This window comes from Micromonospora sp. KC207 (assembly GCF_004348615.1).
In the GTDB taxonomy this organism is placed as follows: Bacteria; Actinomycetota; Actinomycetes; order Mycobacteriales; family Micromonosporaceae; genus Micromonospora.
This window is the reverse complement of the sequence record NZ_SMKJ01000020.1, coordinates 1-16,782: the sequence shown is the minus strand read 5'-3', so window position 1 is coordinate 16,782 and position 16,782 is coordinate 1. Positions and strand designations below refer to the sequence as shown.

General features: G+C 68.4%; 17 protein-coding genes. 13 read left to right on the top strand and 4 right to left on the bottom strand.

What is annotated here, in order from left to right:
• Window positions 1–9 precede the first annotated feature (9 nt).
• The 6 genes from E1258_RS04485 (at window position 10) to E1258_RS04460 (ending at window position 5,796) form a co-directional block, all read left to right on the top strand.
• The gene (locus E1258_RS04485) at window positions 10–1,272 is read left to right on the top strand and encodes an ABC transporter substrate-binding protein (protein ID WP_132397086.1); all 1,263 of its coding nucleotides are present in this window, start codon (window positions 10–12) and stop codon (window positions 1,270–1,272) included.
• An 88-nt stretch (window positions 1,273–1,360) separates the two neighbouring features.
• Window positions 1,361–2,275, top strand: a complete 915-nt coding sequence (locus tag E1258_RS04480; RefSeq protein ID WP_132397084.1) for a carbohydrate ABC transporter permease — start codon at window positions 1,361–1,363, stop codon at window positions 2,273–2,275.
• Entirely contained in the window at window positions 2,272–3,174 is a 903-nt protein-coding gene (locus E1258_RS04475; RefSeq protein WP_132397082.1) for a carbohydrate ABC transporter permease, read from the top strand. The genes E1258_RS04480 and E1258_RS04475 overlap by 4 nt, the downstream gene beginning before the upstream one ends.
• Before the next feature lie 7 nt (window positions 3,175–3,181).
• A complete protein-coding gene (locus E1258_RS04470; RefSeq protein WP_132397080.1) occupies window positions 3,182–3,922 on the top strand; it encodes a DUF624 domain-containing protein in 741 nt (246 codons plus the stop codon).
• A 162-nt stretch (window positions 3,923–4,084) separates the two neighbouring features.
• On the top strand, window positions 4,085–5,287 hold the full coding sequence (locus E1258_RS04465) for an erythromycin esterase family protein (RefSeq protein ID WP_132397078.1): 1,203 nt from the start codon (window positions 4,085–4,087) through the stop codon (window positions 5,285–5,287).
• A gap of 71 nt (window positions 5,288–5,358) precedes the next feature.
• Window positions 5,359–5,796 (top strand): DnaJ family domain-containing protein, encoded by a 438-nt coding sequence (locus E1258_RS04460; protein WP_132397076.1) that lies wholly within the window; start codon window positions 5,359–5,361, stop codon window positions 5,794–5,796.
• Window positions 5,797–6,300: 504 nt separating this feature from the next.
• Here E1258_RS04460 and E1258_RS04455 read toward each other — a convergent pair.
• Window positions 6,301–7,155: an SDR family oxidoreductase gene (locus E1258_RS04455; protein ID WP_132397074.1), complete on the bottom strand. Its 855-nt coding sequence runs from the start codon at window positions 7,153–7,155 to the stop codon at window positions 6,301–6,303.
• A gap of 350 nt (window positions 7,156–7,505) precedes the next feature.
• Between E1258_RS04455 and E1258_RS04450 the strand changes: the two genes are divergently transcribed.
• The 6 genes from E1258_RS04450 (at window position 7,506) to E1258_RS34350 (ending at window position 12,944) form a co-directional block, all read left to right on the top strand.
• The gene (locus tag E1258_RS04450) at window positions 7,506–8,789 is read left to right on the top strand and encodes a DUF4158 domain-containing protein (protein ID WP_132397072.1); all 1,284 of its coding nucleotides are present in this window, start codon (window positions 7,506–7,508) and stop codon (window positions 8,787–8,789) included.
• Window positions 8,790–9,176: 387 nt separating this feature from the next.
• Window positions 9,177–9,341, top strand: coding sequence for a hypothetical protein (locus E1258_RS04445; protein WP_371688565.1), 165 nt, complete (start codon window positions 9,177–9,179; stop codon window positions 9,339–9,341).
• Between the two features lie 179 nt (window positions 9,342–9,520).
• Complete coding sequence (locus E1258_RS34360; RefSeq protein ID WP_371688567.1) at window positions 9,521–11,434, top strand: tyrosine-type recombinase/integrase; 1,914 nt, start codon at window positions 9,521–9,523, stop codon at window positions 11,432–11,434.
• A gap of 371 nt (window positions 11,435–11,805) precedes the next feature.
• Entirely contained in the window at window positions 11,806–12,381 is a 576-nt protein-coding gene (locus E1258_RS34355) for an IS110 family transposase (protein ID WP_243715176.1), read from the top strand.
• A complete protein-coding gene (locus E1258_RS35355; RefSeq protein WP_256370954.1) occupies window positions 12,378–12,512 on the top strand; it encodes a hypothetical protein in 135 nt (44 codons plus the stop codon). Before E1258_RS34355 ends, E1258_RS35355 begins: the two co-directional genes overlap by 4 nt.
• Before the next feature lie 36 nt (window positions 12,513–12,548).
• On the top strand, window positions 12,549–12,944 hold the full coding sequence (locus tag E1258_RS34350; protein WP_371688566.1) for a transposase: 396 nt from the start codon (window positions 12,549–12,551) through the stop codon (window positions 12,942–12,944).
• 255 nt (window positions 12,945–13,199) lie between these two features.
• Here E1258_RS34350 and E1258_RS04430 read toward each other — a convergent pair whose 3' ends face one another.
• Complete coding sequence (locus E1258_RS04430) at window positions 13,200–14,030, bottom strand: SDR family oxidoreductase (RefSeq protein WP_132397070.1); 831 nt, start codon at window positions 14,028–14,030, stop codon at window positions 13,200–13,202.
• A 147-nt stretch (window positions 14,031–14,177) separates the two neighbouring features.
• Between E1258_RS04430 and E1258_RS04425 the strand changes: the two genes are divergently transcribed.
• Window positions 14,178–14,723, top strand: coding sequence for a TetR/AcrR family transcriptional regulator (locus E1258_RS04425; protein ID WP_207919399.1), 546 nt, complete (start codon window positions 14,178–14,180; stop codon window positions 14,721–14,723).
• Window positions 14,724–15,214: 491 nt separating this feature from the next.
• Here E1258_RS04425 and E1258_RS04420 read toward each other — a convergent pair whose 3' ends face one another.
• Together E1258_RS04420 and E1258_RS04415 are read right to left on the bottom strand one after the other, a co-directional pair.
• Window positions 15,215–15,745, bottom strand: a complete 531-nt coding sequence (locus tag E1258_RS04420) for a hypothetical protein (protein WP_132397067.1) — start codon at window positions 15,743–15,745, stop codon at window positions 15,215–15,217.
• Window positions 15,729–16,418: an RNA polymerase sigma factor gene (locus E1258_RS04415; protein WP_243715175.1), complete on the bottom strand. Its 690-nt coding sequence runs from the start codon at window positions 16,416–16,418 to the stop codon at window positions 15,729–15,731. Before E1258_RS04415 ends, E1258_RS04420 begins: the two co-directional genes overlap by 17 nt.
• Between the last annotated feature and the right edge of the window lie 364 nt (window positions 16,419–16,782).

Here is a 16,782-nt window from a genome sequence, read left to right as displayed (position 1 = left end):
GGAGTTCTTGTGAAGAGAAGGCTTACCCAGGCCCTGGCGATCGCCACCGGTATCGCGCTGGCCACCACCGGCTGCGGCAGCGGCGAGAAGTCCGCCACCACCGCAGACGGCAAGACGATCCTGACGGTGGCGCTGTGGAACTACGACACCACGCCGGAGTTCAAGGCCCTGGTCGAGGCGTACGAGGCGGAGCACAAGGATGTCGACGTGCAGCCGGTCGACATCCTGGCCGACGACTACCCGGAGAAGGTCACCACCATGCTGGCCGGTGGGGACAGCACCGACGTGATCACCATGAAGAACGTCATCGACTACGCCCGGTACGGCACCCGCGGGCAGCTGGCCTCCCTCAAGGAGGAGGTGGGCAAGCTCGACAAGAGCAAGTACCGCGGCCTGGACGCCTTCGACCTGGACGGCGACTACTTCGCCCTGCCCTACCGCCAGGACTTCTGGGTGCTCTACTACAACAAGAAGCTGCTGCAGAACTCCGGCGTCGACCTGACCAACCTCACCTGGCAGGAGTACGCCGACCTGGCCAAGAAGACCACCACGGGCAGCGGCGCGAACACCGTGTACGGGACCTACCAGCACACCTGGCGGTCGCTGGTACAGGCCATCGCGGCGGCGCAGACCGGCGGCGACCAGCTCGGTGGCGACTACAACTTCATGAAGCCGCAGTACGCCCTCGCGCTCGACCTGGAGAAGTCGGGGGCGACGCTGAAGTGGGCCACCGCCAGGACCCAGAAGGTCACCTACCACACGATGTTCTCCGAGGAGAAGGCGGCGATGCTGCCCATGGGCACCTGGTACGCCGCCCGACTCATCGACGAGAAGAAAACTGGCAAGATCAAGGTCGACTGGGGCATGGCGCCGCTGCCGCAGGCCACCGAGGGCGCCTCGACCACCTTCGGCTCGCCGACGGCGTTCGCGGTGAACAAGAAGGCCCGCAACGCCGAGGCGGCGCGGAAGTTCGTCGCCTGGGCGTCGGGGGAGAAGGGCGCGGCGGCCATCGCGAAGATCGGGGTCTTCCCGGCGTTCACCGACGCGGCCATCACCGACCTGTACTTCGGGGTGGACGGGATGGCCAACGACGAGGTGGCGAAGAAGGCGTTCCAGCCGGGCGAGGTGAAGCTGGAGATGCCGGTGAGCGAGAAGTCCTCCGACGTCGACAGGATCCTCAACGAGGAGCACGAGCTGATCATGACCGGTGAGAAGTCCGTGGACGCCGGCATCGTCGAGATGGGCAAGCGGGTCAAGTCCGAGGTCGACTGACCGCCGGGTGCCCCGGGGGCCCATCGCCCCCGGGGCACCCTCCACCTCAGGGAAGGAGGAACGTCCGGGCCCCGGACGAGCACCCACCATGGTTTCCACCACCGCATCCGCGTCCGCCCCCCGGACGCGCAGCAGGCTCCGCCGGCGCAACACGCTGGCCGGCTGGAGTTTCATCCTGCCGAACTTCATCGGCTTCGCGGCCCTCACGCTGGTGCCCGTCGTCGCCTCGCTGGCCCTCGCCTTCATGAAGTGGAACTCCTACAGCACGCCCGAGTGGGTGGGCCTGGACAACTTCCGCCGCATGGTGGACAGCGAGAGCTTCTGGACCGCGCTGTACAACACCATCTACTACGCGGTCGGCCACGTGCCGCTCACGCTCGTCGCCGCCCTGGGTTTCGCCGTCCTGCTCAACCGCAAGCTGCGCGGGGTGCGGTTCTTCCGTACCGCACTGTTCTTCCCGTACATCACCTCGCTGGTGGCCGTGGCGGTGGTCTGGAACATGTTGTTCAGTCCCGACGCCGGCCCGGTGAACCAGTTCCTGCGCGCGGTCGGCGTCGACAGCCCGCCCGGCTGGACGACCTCGACGACCTGGGCCATGCCCGCGCTGATCATCACCAGCGTCTGGCGGGACATGGGCTACTACATGGTGCTCTACCTGGCCGGGTTGCAGACCATCCCCGGCGAGCTGTACGAGGCCGCCAAGATGGACGGCGCCTCCCCCTGGCAGCGGTTCTGGCACATCACGCTGCCCTCGCTGCGCCCCACCACCTTCTTCGTCCTGATCATGCTGACCATCTCCAGCTTCAAGGTCTTCGACCTGGTCCAGGTGATGACCGAGGGTGGCCCGGGCCGCTCCACCCTCGTCCTCTCGCAGCTGATCTTCCGGGAGGGCATCGAGCAGGGCCGCTTCGGATACTCCTCCGCGATCGCGATGGTCCTGTTCGTGATCGTCCTGCTCATCACGGTGGTCCAGTTCCGGCTCCAGCAGAGGAAGCAACGATGACCGCGACCGCCACCACACCGCAGCGCCGGGCCGGCACCCCCACCGGGGCCGCCCCCCGGCCCCGGACGCCGCGCCGGCGGCCCAGCGCCGTGGCCGGCCGGATCGCCCTGCACGTCCTGCTCACCGTCCTCGGGCTCGCCGTCATGGTTCCGTTCCTGTGGATGGTGACCTCCTCGCTGAAGCTCGACTCCCAGGTCTTCACCACCCCCATCCAGTGGATTCCCGAGGAGTTCCACTGGGACAACTACACCCGCATCTGGGAACGCATCCCGCTGGTCACCTACCTGAAGAACTCACTGTTCCTCAGCGTCGTCATCACGGCGTTGCAGGTGCTCACCGGCAGCTTCGCGGCGTACGGGTTCGCCAAGGTCCGCTTCCCCGGGCGGGACGCCCTCTTCGTGGCGTACATCGCCACCATCGCCGTGCCGTGGCAGGCATACATGGTGCCGCAGTACATCATCATGGAGCGGGCGGGCCTGGTGAACACCCACCTGTCGCTGATCCTCCTGCAGGCGTTCGGCGCGTTCGGGGTGTTCCTGATGCGGCAGTACTACCTCACCATTCCCGACGAGTTGTGCGAGGCCGCCCGGGTGGACGGCCTGAGCGAGTACGGCATCTGGGCGCGGATCGTGCTGCCGCTGTCCAAGCCGGCGCTGGCCAGCCTCGCCCTGTTGACCTTCGTCAACACCTGGAACGACTACATGGGTCCGTTCATCTACCTGACCAGCAACGACCTGTGGACGGTGCAGATCGGTCTGCGTTCGTTCGTCGGCGTCTACGACGCCGAGTACGCCATGATCATGACCGGTTCGGTGCTGTCGGTGCTGCCGATCCTGACCGTCTTCCTCATCGGGCAGCGCTACTTCGTCCAGGGCATCGCCACCAGCGGGCTGAAATGACCAGCACATGACCGCTCCCACCACCCCCCACCGGACGCTGTCGGCCCGGGTCAACGTCAGCGCGGACACCTGGACGACCGTCTGGTCGTTCGTCCACCGGGTGCTCGTGGTCAACCTGGGCCTGGCCGTCACCAACCTGCCGCTGCTCGTGGCGCTGGCCGTGGTCGCGCAGCCCTGGCGCTACCCGGTCTTCTTCGGGCTGCTGGCGATCAGCGTCGGCCCGTCGCTGGCCGCCGCGTTCGGCTACCTCGCCCGGGCGGCGACGCCGGCCGACCAACCCCCCGTACGCGACTTCATCCGCGCCTATCGGCGGTTCTTCGTCTCCGCGCTCGCCCGCTGGACGGCCACGGTGGCGCTGCTCGCCATCCTCACCACCGACATCGTCGTCCTGCACGACTCCCGGTACGGCGCACTGCTCGTCCCGCTGCTGGCCGTCATGGCGGTCCTCGTGCTCGCCGCGAGCCTGCAGACGCTGGCACTGGCCGTGCTGGCTCCGCGTCTGGGTTTCGGGCCGGCCGTCCGGATCGCCGCGTACACCGCGGTGCGACGGGCCCCGCTCAGCCTGTTCAGCCTGGTTCTGCTGCTGGTGGCCGCGCTGTCTGTCAACCAGGCGCCGCTGCTGGGGCTGGCCACGGTACCGGGCTGCGCGCTGGTCGCGGTGTGGGTCAACAGCCGGGCCGCGCTGGCCCACCTCATCCCCGACGACGAGCCGGATGGCCATCACGCACCCCGCGAGGAGCAAGCATGACCGGACCCTCCGCCCCGACCCGGCCGGCGGCCGTGCAAACCGCGACCGCCGACGGCGGGTACCCCCCGCTGTCGGCTGACCATGCATTTGATGGTTTGTGGGCAACTTTCGGCCTGTAAAGCGGAAAAGTTTGCACCGATGGTTCAACGATACGGTTGAGGCATGGTTGCTGGCATCGAAGACATCGCCCATCCCGTCGACGCCGCCACTGTCCTGAGCCTTCTTCCGGCTCGGCCGCGGCTGCTCGCCGTGGGCGAGCCCACCCACGGCGCGGACGTGCTGCTCGACGTGCGAAACCATCTCTTCCGGCAGCTCGTCGAACAGGAGCGCTACCGGACGATCACGATTGAGAGCGACTGCATGTCAGGACTGGTCGTGGACGACTACGTCGCCTCGGGCGAGGGCACCCTCGACGAGGTCATGGAACGTGGCTTCAGCCACGGGTTCGGCGCGTCCGAGGCCAACCGCGAGCTGGTGCGTTGGATGCGTGCGTACAACAAGGATCGGCCGGCGGCGCAGCGGCTGCGCTTCGCCGGGTTCGACGGACCGCTGGAGATCACCGGCGCCGCGAGCCCCCGGCAGTCCCTCACCGCCCTGCACGCCTACCTCGCCGCCCGGGTCGACGCCGAACTGCTTGCCCGCACCGCGCGGACACTCGACCACCTGCTCGGCGCCGACGACCGGTGGACCGATCCCGCCGCGATGATGGACCCGTCCCGGTCCGTGGGGCAGACCCCGGAGGCCGCGCAGCTACGGGTGCTCGCCGACGACCTGGTGGCACTGCTCGACGCGCAGACGCCGCACCTGATAGCGACGTCCTCGCTGGCGGACTGGGACCGGGCACGCCTGTACGGGCGCACCGCCATCGGGCTGCTGCGGTACCACTTCTGGATGGCCGACACGTCATCGGACCGGATGGCGCGGCTGCTGGGTCAACGGGCGTCGATGATGGCCGCCAACCTGCTCGCCCTCGCCGAACGCGGCCCGACACTGGTGTACGGCCACAACGCCCACCTGCAGCGGGACAGGAGCACGATACGGATGGGCGGCCTGCCGGTGCAGTGGTGGAGCGCCGGCGCGATCGTCGGCGCTCAGCTGGGCGAGGCGTACGCCTTCCTGGCCACGGCCCTCGGCACGTACCACCACCACGGCGTGGGCACCCCACCCCCGGACACCATCGAAGGACTCCTGTACGCGCTCCCGCAGGACCGGTACGTCGTCGACGCCCGCCGGCTTGCCTCGATCCTCGGCGACGTACCGTCCGCCGCCCGCGTGTCGCCGTGGTTCGGTTATTCTCCGCTGGACCCGGCCCAGGTGCCCCGCCACGACGCCATCGTGTTCGTCAAGGACGTCCCGCCGACCTGACCCGCGCACGCGGCCCCTCACCGGCCTGTCGGCGGTGGGTAGCGGCTACCGTGAAAGTGGGAGGTGGCCAGGTGAGCAGCAGGTGGGAGGCGGCAGCCGAGGCGCAGATCCGCGCCGCCCAGGAACGCGGCGAGTTCGACAACCTGCCGGGCATGGGCAGGCCGATCCCCGGCCGGGGCGTGCCCTACGACGAGTCGTGGTGGATCAGGAGCTACCTGGAGCGCGAGAAGCTGCCCAGCGAACTGCTACTGCCCACCCCGCTGCTGCTGCGCCGCCGGATCGAGCGGATCCCCGACGAGGTGCGTGACCTGCCCACCGAGGCGTCCGTGCGGGCGTACGTGGCCGACCTCAACACGCAGGTGGTGGCCTGGCTGCGTAACCCGGTGGGTCCGCGGGTCGTGGTCCGCCCGGTCAACGCCGACGAGGTGGTCAGCCGGTGGCGTGCCGCCCGCGACGCGGGCGACGCGCAGAAACGCCCCGCCCCGCAGCTGCCGCTGCCCGCTGATTGATCATGCTCTGATCGTGTTTCCTGAGACGGTGCCTGGGGTTATCCCGTGCCGATTGGGCGCAGGAGCAGGATTGACGAACGTTCAGAATTTCTGAAGAGATCTCGTCGTCGGTGACGTTCCTGCATCACCGGCGAACCGAACACCTGCACTCGCGGCCTCGTTTCTCACGAAGTTCGAGCTGTGGTTGGCATTGGAGGATTATGCGTCGTCGAGGGTGCCGCTGCCGCGCGACGACGGTGACGAGGAGTCGGAGCGGCTCAGCGACGAAGTTGCACCCTGCGGTATGTCAACGCCGGACGGAACGTCTACAGCCGCCGTGCCCTGACCCGAAGACACCGACCACCATACCGGTGCCCGGAGCGGACGGGAACACCCCGGACCGCGACGGTGGACGCCGAGTGTGTCATCCGGAACACCGAGCGACCGGGACCCGCCGGCCACGAGTTCCGTCAGGGCGTGGCCGCGGCTCCGTAACTGCTGTTCACCCCCAGGCCCGCGCCGTGTTCACACCGGCTTGTCGGTCGACGCGGGTCGAGCGAGGATGTGCTGGCCCGCCTTGACGATCTGGTCGTACTCGGCGCGCCGGGCGTCGTAGGCAGGCTCCAGGTACGTCACCGAGTCGGTGCCGACCGGCAGCCGCAGCGGTGGCGACTCCATCTGGCCGAGCCGCCAGACCACGTCGGCGAAGAGTTCGGGAGAGTTGATCTCCGCCTTGGTGTTCATGCCCCGAACCGCGGCCAGCATGCCGTCACCGACCGGGGCGTAGTCCGCGATCCGGCGCTGCGGCATGACCATGTTGGCGCTGTAATCGGTGGCGAAACCGCCCGGTTGCAGGATGGTGACCTTCACCCCGAGATGCCCGGCCTCGGCGGCCAGCGACTCGGCCGCCCCCTCCACCGCGAACTTGCTCGCGGTGTACGCGGCAAGCCCCGGGAAGGGCACCACGCCGGCGACCGAGCTGACGAAGACCGCGTGCCCGCGACGCTGCGCCCGCCACAACGGCAGGACCGCCCGGGTGAGCCGCCAGGGGCCGAACACGTTGGTGTCGAACTGCGCGGCGAGTTCCGCGTCGGAAACCTCCTCGAAGGTGCCGAACTGTCCGTAAGCCGCGTTGTTGACCAGGACGTCAACGCCGCCGAAGGCGTCCACCGCCCGCCCGATCGCCGCCGCGCACTGCGCCGCATCCCGTACGTCCAGGGCGGCGGCCACCACGTTGCCCGGATGCCGTGCCACCAGGCCGTCGAGGGTCTCGGGCCGCCGGGCGGCCGCCACCACCTGCTCCCCCTCGGCGGCGAGCCGGGCCGCGAGGGCGCGGCCGAGTCCACTCGAACACCCCGTGACCAGCCAACGCTTCGTCATCGCCCTCGATCTCCATCCGCTGGTTTACCTGCCGACCGCAGAGTGTCAGAACCGGCGGAGCAGCTGAAGGGGCATCAACTGTCGCCAAGCAGATTCGTCGGATATCCGGCGCGCACCGCCGCGCGACACTTAGAGTTCCTAACGAAATGACCACTTGGTTTTTCGTCTTTTGTAGAGGGTGATCTACGGTGTCGGGCCGTGAGGCGTGGCGAGCAGCCGCCGTGGATCGTGTCGGACGGGCTGTGGCAGCGTATCCGGGGTTGAGGAAGATCTGTACAGGAATTAGCGCTAAGGGTGATCTTGCGGTGGGGGCAGCAAGCGCGGGGTGAGATCACGTACGTTGTCCGGCTATGCCCGTCGAGTTCCTGTCTGATGATCAGGCTGCCGCGTACGAGCGGTTCGCCGGCGACGTCACCCAGTCCGAGTTGGAGGGCTTCTTCCTGCTCGATGGCACCGCGCTAGACCTGATCGCGAACAAGCGCGGGGATCACAACCGACTCGGGGTCGGTCTCCAGATCGGGACCGTTCGGTACCTGGGTCACTTCCTGACCGAGGATCCTCTGGACGTGCCGTGGTCGGCGGTGGAGTACGCGGCCGGGCAGTTGGACATCGCGGATCCGTCGGTGGTCAAGCGGTACACCGAGCGGCAGCAGACGGCGTACGAGCATGCGTGGGAGATTCGCGCCGCGTACGGGTATCGGGACTTCGCCGAGCCTGGAGTGCGCGAGCCGCTGCTGGAGTTCATGGAGGCCCGGGCATGGATCCACGCCGAGGGGGCGGTGGCGCTGTTCGAGCAGGCCAAGGCGTGGTTACGCCGGGAGCGGGTGCTGCTGCCCGGGGTCAGCGTTCTGGCCCGGCTGGTGGCCACGGTGCGGGAGGAAGCCGACCAGCGCATGTACCAAACCCTCGCGGAGGCCACGGCCGGCGCGGACGCGGAGTTGCCACTGCGGCTGCGGGATCTGCTGGAGGTGCCCGAGGGCAAGCGGTTCTCGCAGCTGGAGCGGCTGCGCAAGTCCCCGCGGCGGGACTCCGGGGTGGCGATGACGCAGGCCCTGGGCCGGGTGGACGAGGTGCTGTCGATCGGTGCCGGCACGGCGCAGGTGCAGGCGGTGCCGGCCAACCGGATCGCCGCCCTGGCCCGGTACGGCATGGCCGGCAAGGCGCCACTGCTGAAAGGGCTGGCCGAGCCACGTAAGACGGCCACGCTGCTGGCCACCGCGCGGCGGTTGGAGGCCGCTGCGGTCGATGACGCCCTGGATCTGTTCGACTCGCTGATGGCCACCCGGCTGATCAGCCCGGCCAGGCGGGCCACGGATAAGGCAAGGCTGGCGGCAATGCCCCGGTTGGAGAAGGCGTCCGCGACGCTGGTCGCGGTGACCCGCACCGTGCTGGAGCTGCTGGACGCCGCGTCCGGGCCGGTCGACCTCGGGCAGGTGTGGGCCGCGGTGGAGCGGGCCGCCGGACCCCGGGCACAGGTCGCCGGCGCGGTAGCGACCGTGCGGGAGTGGTACCCGACGAGGATTCGTGGGAGGTGGACAACCGGCAGGCCATCGCGGCCCGCTATGGCGTGGCCCGCCCATTCGTCAGGTTGCTGGCCGAGACGCTGCCGTTACATGCCGCGCCGGCCGGGGTGACGCTGTTGACGGAGATCCGCGGCCGCCTGCCCGGGTTGCTGCGCCGGCAGGTCAGCCGCAAGCCGTTGACCGCAGCGGACCTGAACATGGCCCTGGTACCGCCGATGTGGCGCCGGGCGGTGCTGGACAACCCGGCGCTGGACGGCGCCGCCGACCGGGACGCCTACGTGATGTGCCTGCTCACCCAACTGCACGCCGCGCTGCGCCGCCGGGACGTGTTCGCCGAGCCGTCTCATCGGTGGGCCGATCCGCGGGCCCAACTGCTGGACGGCCCGGAATGGGGCGCCGTGCGCGGCGACGTGCTGGCCGGGTTCGGGCTGACCGCCCCCGTGCAGGAGCACCTGGCCGCGTACACCCCACGCGCTGCGTCACACTCACGCCACCCGCATGTGGGAGGGCGGCATGCGCGAACTGGCCCTGCAGAAGCGCCTTGGTCACGCCTCGGCGGAGTCCACCCGGATCTACACCCGGGTGTCCGACCCCGCCGTGGTCGCCGAGTACAAGCGCGCCCTCGGCCCTCGGGCCGGCGCCGACGATGGGGAGGGCAGGTGAGGGCCGGGCATGTGTCCGCCGCCGCGCTAGCCGCAGCACCGCAACCAACTCGGCGCCAACGCGCCCGGCACTGCTCGGAGGCCGAGTACGTCACGTGGGTGCAAGGGCAAGACATTCATCCGGCCTACCGCAACGCCAAGCTGCGCTGGTACCGGCGCTTCGTGGCCGCGTGGCCGACGATGACCGGCTGGTTCGCGGCGCCGCTGGTGGAACGGGTGGGGCGGCTGCCGGGCGAGCCGCACGACAGCCCGTCGTTCCCGGTGTCGTTCTACGCGCGCCCCTATCTGCTGTTCCTCGCGCTGCGCGGCTACATCTCGCTGGACTACCCGTGGATGTTCGGCGCCTTGAAGCTTCGTATCAGCGACATGGCGGCCTGGATGGGAATCGATCTGGGCACGGCGACGCTGATCGACGAGGCGGTCGCGCTGGGCTACAACCGGCACTCGCTGTCCCAGGCGATGAACTGGACCGTCGGCCGAATCGCCCTGCACACCGGCGTGCGGCACGTCGACGAGCTGCGCGAGGAGCACATCCAGCAGGTACTGGAAGCGGTACGGCTGTTCAGCGAACGCGACGACCTGCGCTACTTCTACCCCTCCGTCAAGCAGTATCGGGCCAACGCCTTTAAACAGTGGATCACGCACCTGCACCAACTGCAGGTGGTGCTGTTCCACCGCGGCCAGGTGCCCACCGAGCCCCGCAAGCGCATGCCGTCATGGAAGCCGCCGATGGCCATGCCGGCGAAGATGCTGGCCGCCGCGCAGAGGTGGCTGGCGGCCCGCAGGCTGACCGACGCCCCTTCCACGGTGGACAAGTTGGAGCTCGCGGTGCGCGGTTTCGGCGACTGGCTCGGCGACAACCAGCCGGAGGTCATCACGTTCGCCGACGTCACCCGCGACCACGTCTTGGCCTGGATCCAGCACATCACCGAGACCCCAGCTACCAGCACCGGCAAGCCGCTGGGCGTCAACTCGCGGATCCAGCGGATCTCCGGGCTGTCGCAGTTCTCCCGTGACACCGCCGCCTGGCAGTACGACGACGTCCCCGGGTACACCCTCATCGGCCCCGGCGACGCCCCGAAGAACACGCAACGGGTGCCGCGTTTCATCCCCGAGCACGAACTCGACCGGCTGATGCCGGTCATCAGCGAGATTTCCTGCCCGTTCCAGCGGGCCGCGCTGTTGGTCGCACGCTGGTCCGGCGCCCGCCGCGATGAGATCCGCAGGCTGCCGATCGACTGCCTGGACCGCTACCCCGACGGCACGGCCCGGCTGCGGCTACCAGGCCATAAGACCTACAAGGAACGCACCGTCCCGCTGCACGAGGACGCCGCCGCCGCGCTGCAGACCATCATCGACCTGCGCAAAGACGCTCCCGAGCGGCCCTTCATCGACGACCGCACAGGCGAGCAGGTCCGCTACCTGTTCATGCGTCACGGCAAGCTCATGTCGAGCTTCTACCTGTTCGAGACCTCGATCGACGACGCCTGCCAGGCCGCCGGCCTGACCCGTCCGGGTGGCAAGAAGGGCGGCACGGGCGTGCGCGGCACCGTCTCCGCCCACCGGTTCCGGCACACCGTCGGGACCCAGCTTGCTGAACGAGGGGCCAAGCTCCACACGATCATGAAGGTGCTCGGCCACTCCTCGGTGAATATGGCGCTGGTCTACGCCCAGATCAGCGACCAGGAGGTGCTCCGCGACTACAAGACTGTCCTGGCACCTGGTGCCGTCATCGCCGGTCCGGCCGCCATAAACATCAAGTCCGGCGTGCTGGCGGACGAGGCCGTCGACTGGCTCAAGAGCAACTTCCTGAAGACCGAACTTGAGCTCGGCCACTGCCTCCGTCTACCCGCCGAAGGGCCCTGCGAGTGCGACCTCTACCTGACCTGCGCCAAGTTCGTCACCACCGCTGACTACGCCCCGCGGCTACGGGCCCGTCGGGAGGGGGAGCAAACCCTCGCTCTCGACGCCGCCGAACACGGCTGGGCACGGGAAGTCGAACGCCACCGCTGCACCGCGGACCGCATCGAAAAGCTACTTACCGATCTCGGCGAAACGCTCGACGAGCCCTCACCCCGGCCCACGTCGGGCTGATGTCGACTGACCCTGCCATAACTCTGGCGGCAACCCTGATGCGTCGCAGCGGACCTGCCCCCTCCGACGCAGGGATGACTACCGAGAGTGCCTGCGGCTCGCCAGTGCGGCGCAAGACTCGACCGAGCGCGCTTTATATGCGGCTACTTGTTTCATTGATCTACGACCGCAGCCCGGCCAGGCTTGGTCGAGGTGAGGTGACCGGCGGAGTCGCTCGCTCGCGGCTGCCCACCGTAGTTCGGTGTGGCTCACTCATGGCATGCGCCCTGCCGGTCACCGCGGCGCGGAGAGGCTCCAGAGCAGACTGCCCAGCTCAAAGTAGCGCTGCCCTCCCGCCGACACCCATCGTCGGACCAGGGAGGGGCAACCACATGGGCCAGGTCATCATCGGAGTGGACCCGCACAAACGCTCTGCGACCATCGAGGTCATCGACCACCGAGAACGCGTCCTCGGCAACGGCCGGTTCGGCACCGACCGTGACGGCTACCGGGCCATGCTCAGCGCCGGCCGAAAGCACACCGACCGGCTCTGGGCGGTCGAAGGCTGCAACGGCATCGGCCGGCACGTCGCTCAGCGCCTGGTCGCCGACGGTGAGACCGTTCTCGACGTGCCCGCGAAGCTGTCGGCCCGGGCTCGTGTCTTTTCCACCGGTCAGGGCCGTGAGATCGACCCGGCAGACGCGCACAGCGTCGCCGTCGTCGCCCTGCGCACGCCTGGCTTGCGGCAGGTCGTCATCGACGACACCACAGTGGCGTTGCGGCTGTTGGTCGACCGTCGTGACCAACTCGGCCGCGCCCGAACCGAGATCGTGTCCCGGCTGCATCACCTGCTGCTCGAGCTGGTGCCCGGCGGAGCGAAGAAGTTCCTGTCCGCACCGTCCGGCCTCGCGACGTTGTCGGCAAGACACGTCGCTGGCTGGCCTCTGAACTCATCCACGAACTCGTGACGATCGACAAGAAAATCAAAGTGGCGAACCAGGAGCTGACCGAACTCGTCGCGGCGACCGGGAGCCGCCTTCAGCAGCTGCACGGCATCGGCCCGTCCGGCGCCGCCCCGGCTGATCGGCGACATCGGTGACGTCAGCCGCTTCACCAGCCGTGCCCACTTCGCGTCCTGGAACGGCACCGCACCATCGACGCTTCCTCCGGCGACCAGAACCGGCACCGGCTCTCGCGGGCAGGCAACCGGCGCATCAACCGGGTCCTGCACATCATGGCCATCGTCCAGCTCCGCAACGACACCGAAGGCCGCCGCTACTACCGACGCATACTCGCCGACGGCAAGACCACGATGGAAGCCATGCGCGCTCTGAAACGGCGACTCTCCGACGTCGTCTACCGGCAGATGACCGCTGACGCCACACGACTCAGGACGGGCCCGGGAGGACAAGCGGGGGCGACTCTGCAATCCAGCGCGGCCGACTCGAACCCCGAGGCCGACACTTCGGAAAAGCCACTCCCCGGACCCGCCGAACCCCACCCTAGAACACTAGCTCCGGCCACGCCTTGACGCAGAGGGGTGCCATGAGAGTGCGTTGATCTTGGGGCTGTTCGGTATGACCGCGCGCCAGGACGTGACGGCCACGCGGACGGCTCGATGTGGGAAGTGGGCGTGGCATTTCAGGAAGACTTTGAGGGGCGATTGCGATGGTGATTTTGAACGGGCCTATTGACGAGGGCTCGGCGCTCTCGTCAATAGGCACGCTCATCCCCGCACGGGGGGCCGCCGCTCGGCCGCCCGTGCCGTCAGGGCGGGGGACACAGTTCAGGCGGCGTGTCGCTGTGCGGCCCTACGGCCCAGCGGCTGTGGCGGCGCAGGTGCTTCGGCCGCCGAGCGGGTTACCAGCTTGGCGATTGCGGTAATCATCCGACGCGGTCGGCGTGGCAGCAGGTGTGCGCTTACCTTGTTGCTGAGGCCTGGCACCACGTAGGCGCGGTCGCGGTCGAGTCCACGCAGCGCGGCCCGTACCACCGGCTCCGCGGTCATGAACCGGCCCACCGCGGCCCGCTCGCCGACCACGTCGAAGAATTCGGTGCGGGTGGGTCCGGGGCACAACGCCAGGACCTTCACTCCGCGCCCGCGGTACTCCGAGCGCAGCGCCAGGCTGAAGTTGAGCACGAACGTCTTGCCCGCGCAGTAGGTGGCGAAGAACGGCGACGGCTGGAATGCGCCCGTCGACGCGACGTTGATGATGGAGCCTTGGCCTCGGGCTAGCATGCCTGGCACCAGTGCGCGGGTAAGGCCGACCAGGGCCACCAGGTTGATCATGAGCTGGTCTTCGTCGCGACCCTCGGGAATGTCCTCGAATCGGCCAGCGGTACCGAAACCGGCGTTGTTCACGAGTAGATCGACCTGCAGGTTTAGGGCCGTGAGCGCATCGACGATGGATGCAGCAGCGTCGGGCTCGGTGAGGTCCTGGACCACAACGTCGACCCGTACACCGCTGGTGGCTCGCAAGTCGGCCGCGAGCTTCTCTAGGCGGTCGGCCGAGCGTGCGACCAGGACGAGGTCGTGCCCGTGGGTGGCGAGTTGGCGGGCGAACTCGGCACCGAGCCCGGTTGAGGCGCCGGTCACAAGGGCGGTACGGGATTTCATGGCGACTCCACTCTCTCGACTAATGCGACATGACTGTAGCGGTTACACGAGAAAATGCAACATCATGGTCGTGGTTGACGCCGGAAGCGTGACAGCAAGTATCGTGATTGCATGGCCAGGTCCTTGCGTGCAGATGCAGAGCGGAGCATGCGCTCGATCCTGGAGGCCGCCGAGCGGGTCCTCAGCGTCCAGCCGGGCGCCTCTCTGGAGCAGATCGCCGAGGCCGCCGGGGTGGCCCGCACGACGGTTCACCGGCGGTTCGCCAATCGGCAGGCTCTGGTCGACGCCCTTGCCCTGGCTGCCGCCGCCCAACTCCGGGAAGCCGTCGACGCCGCCCACCCGGACACCGCGCCCCCACTGATCGCACTGCACCAGGCCACCGCGAACGTGCTGCGGACCAAGCGCAACTGGCGTTTCGCCCTAGAACTGGCGAACACTCCCGGCTCGGCGGCATTCGCTGAACAGGAAGCCCTGGCGCAGCGCTGCGTCGGATTGCTCGGCCGTGCCCGTGACCAGGGCCTGCTCGCCCCGGATACCGATCTGGAGTGGACGCGCCGGGTGTACTACGCGCTCATCGGCGAATCCATTCACGGCCACACATTCGGTAACTTGGACGGATCGGAGGAGGATCCGGACACGCTCGCCGGCCGGATCATCGACACGGTCATTTACGGCGCTGGGCCGCGTCGTTAGCCGTATTCTTGGACGCCTCAACTCGGCTACTTGTTTTATTGACCTGCGACCGTGGCCCGGCCAGGCTTCGGTCGAGGCGCCCGGGCTGTCGCTCTCAATTCGGCTGCCCACGCTGGTCGTGTGGCTCTCATCTGGCCTGCGCGGCCCGGGCGTCGCCCGAGGGCGGGGAGAGGCTCAAGAGGGGTTTGCTCCCCCTGGACAAGTGCAGTGCGCCTGCTTCGCGGTCGACCCCATCGAGGGCCCGCGTCACCAGCCGACATGTCGCTGACGTCATCGATAGCCCGGCACTGATATCGCCAGCTGCATCCGCTTCTGCCGCGATCAACGCGCCCGGCTTTTCGGCAGATCGTCACACTGTGCGAGCGGCAGGATGGTTGGGCTGGCGAGATCGTCACTCACCGCGGAGATCGATAGGGCTGGCTAAGACCGCCGCGCCCATCGTTGCCAGGCGGGCCAATTGGCCGTTGTCATGCCCTGGCTGTGCCTTGGGTCTATTCGGCCAGTCGGGGCAGGCCCAGTCGGGCGCAGGTCTGCTCGTCGCCGGGGAAGACCGCGGCGACACCGTTGTCCAGTGTGCAGGCCACCAGTGGTGGGATCGGATGGTCGGTCCCGGTGTCCGGCCCACCCACCTGCTTCGAGCCGAGTTGCAGCAAACCCTGCCGCCATACCGCGGAGCACGCCTCCACCGCGGATGCAGCGTTGCGGGAGCCGTCAGCCGACCACGCCTGGCTGACGGTGGTGCCGAAGAAGTCTTTGCCCCCCTCCAGCGAGGCCTTGGTATAGCAACGAGTTTCGTCGGCGACCGGAACCGTCGCGGGCTTGAACGCGACGTACGCCGCCGCGGTGCCGCCGATCAGCAGCGCGGCGGCCCCCGCGATAACCGTCGCGTAGCGGGCCGCGTTGCGGGTGGCCCACCGACGTCGCGTGTGCCCCGCGGCAAACTGCTCGATGCGCTGTTGACGCGCCAGCATGTGGGCATGCGGCATGGCTCTTTCGGGCGGGAGATCAATCAGATCGGCCATCAGACGCTCCTTCAGGTTCGTGCCGGTCTGGACGGGGTGAGGTCAGCGCCGGGTTCGATGACGATAGACGCATCGCGGTGGCGCTGAGGCGCTCGCGGGCGCGGGCCAGCCGGGAGCGAACGGTGCCGACCGGCACGCCCAAGGCGACCGCGGCCTCGGCGTAACTCAGGCCGGACATCAGCACCAACGCGACGACGTCCTGCTCGACCCGGCTCAGGGCGGACAGGTCACGAAGGACGTCCCGTATCCGGCGTTCGTCGTCGAGCCGGGCCGCCACCTGATCGGCGTGATCCGGCTCGGACACCGGCTGGGGGAGCCTGAACAGCGCGGCGTCGTACCGGCGCGCGGTGCGGCTCAGGTTCCGCACGACGTTGTTCGCCACTCCGAGCAGCCATGGCAGCAGCGAGCCGTCCGAGTCGACAGCGTCACGCCGGCGGCGCCAGGTCTCCAGAAAGACCAGCGAGGTAGCATCCTCCGCGCCGCTCCACGAACCCAGCCGCCGGAAGCAATGGTTGTACACGGCGTCGACGTGCCGGCGGAAGATCAGCCCAAACGCCTCTCCGTCACCGGCCTGCGCTCGCGCCAACAGCTCGACATCGCGAACCTCTTCACCCATCGGCGGCCCCATACCTGTATATGTCCGCTCGCCCACCCCGAGTTCGCGGGCCCGCACTGGACCCCGTGTACAGCCCTGACTGCCTGCGTACGGGCGGCCCACTCGATATACCAGCCGACCTCGTCAACCCCTTCCCTTCGCGCACTCGATCAGGTACAAGCTGGAAACTCTCATTGGCGCGAGCTTTGACTGGACGTTTGCTTCACCTTCGTGCCAGTAGTGGCTGATTCGCCACTCGACCTCGGCAGCATGAGATGTCCGGCTCTCCCCAGAAAGAGCGCATCTCGTGGACGCGAACCCGACCGGAATCAGAGCATTTCACCCCGGGATCGTGTCTGGTTCACTTTCACCCCGGCATCGACGGACATCACGTCCGCCGAGCCGATGCCCCAACGACATACGCCTTCACCATGACCGAACG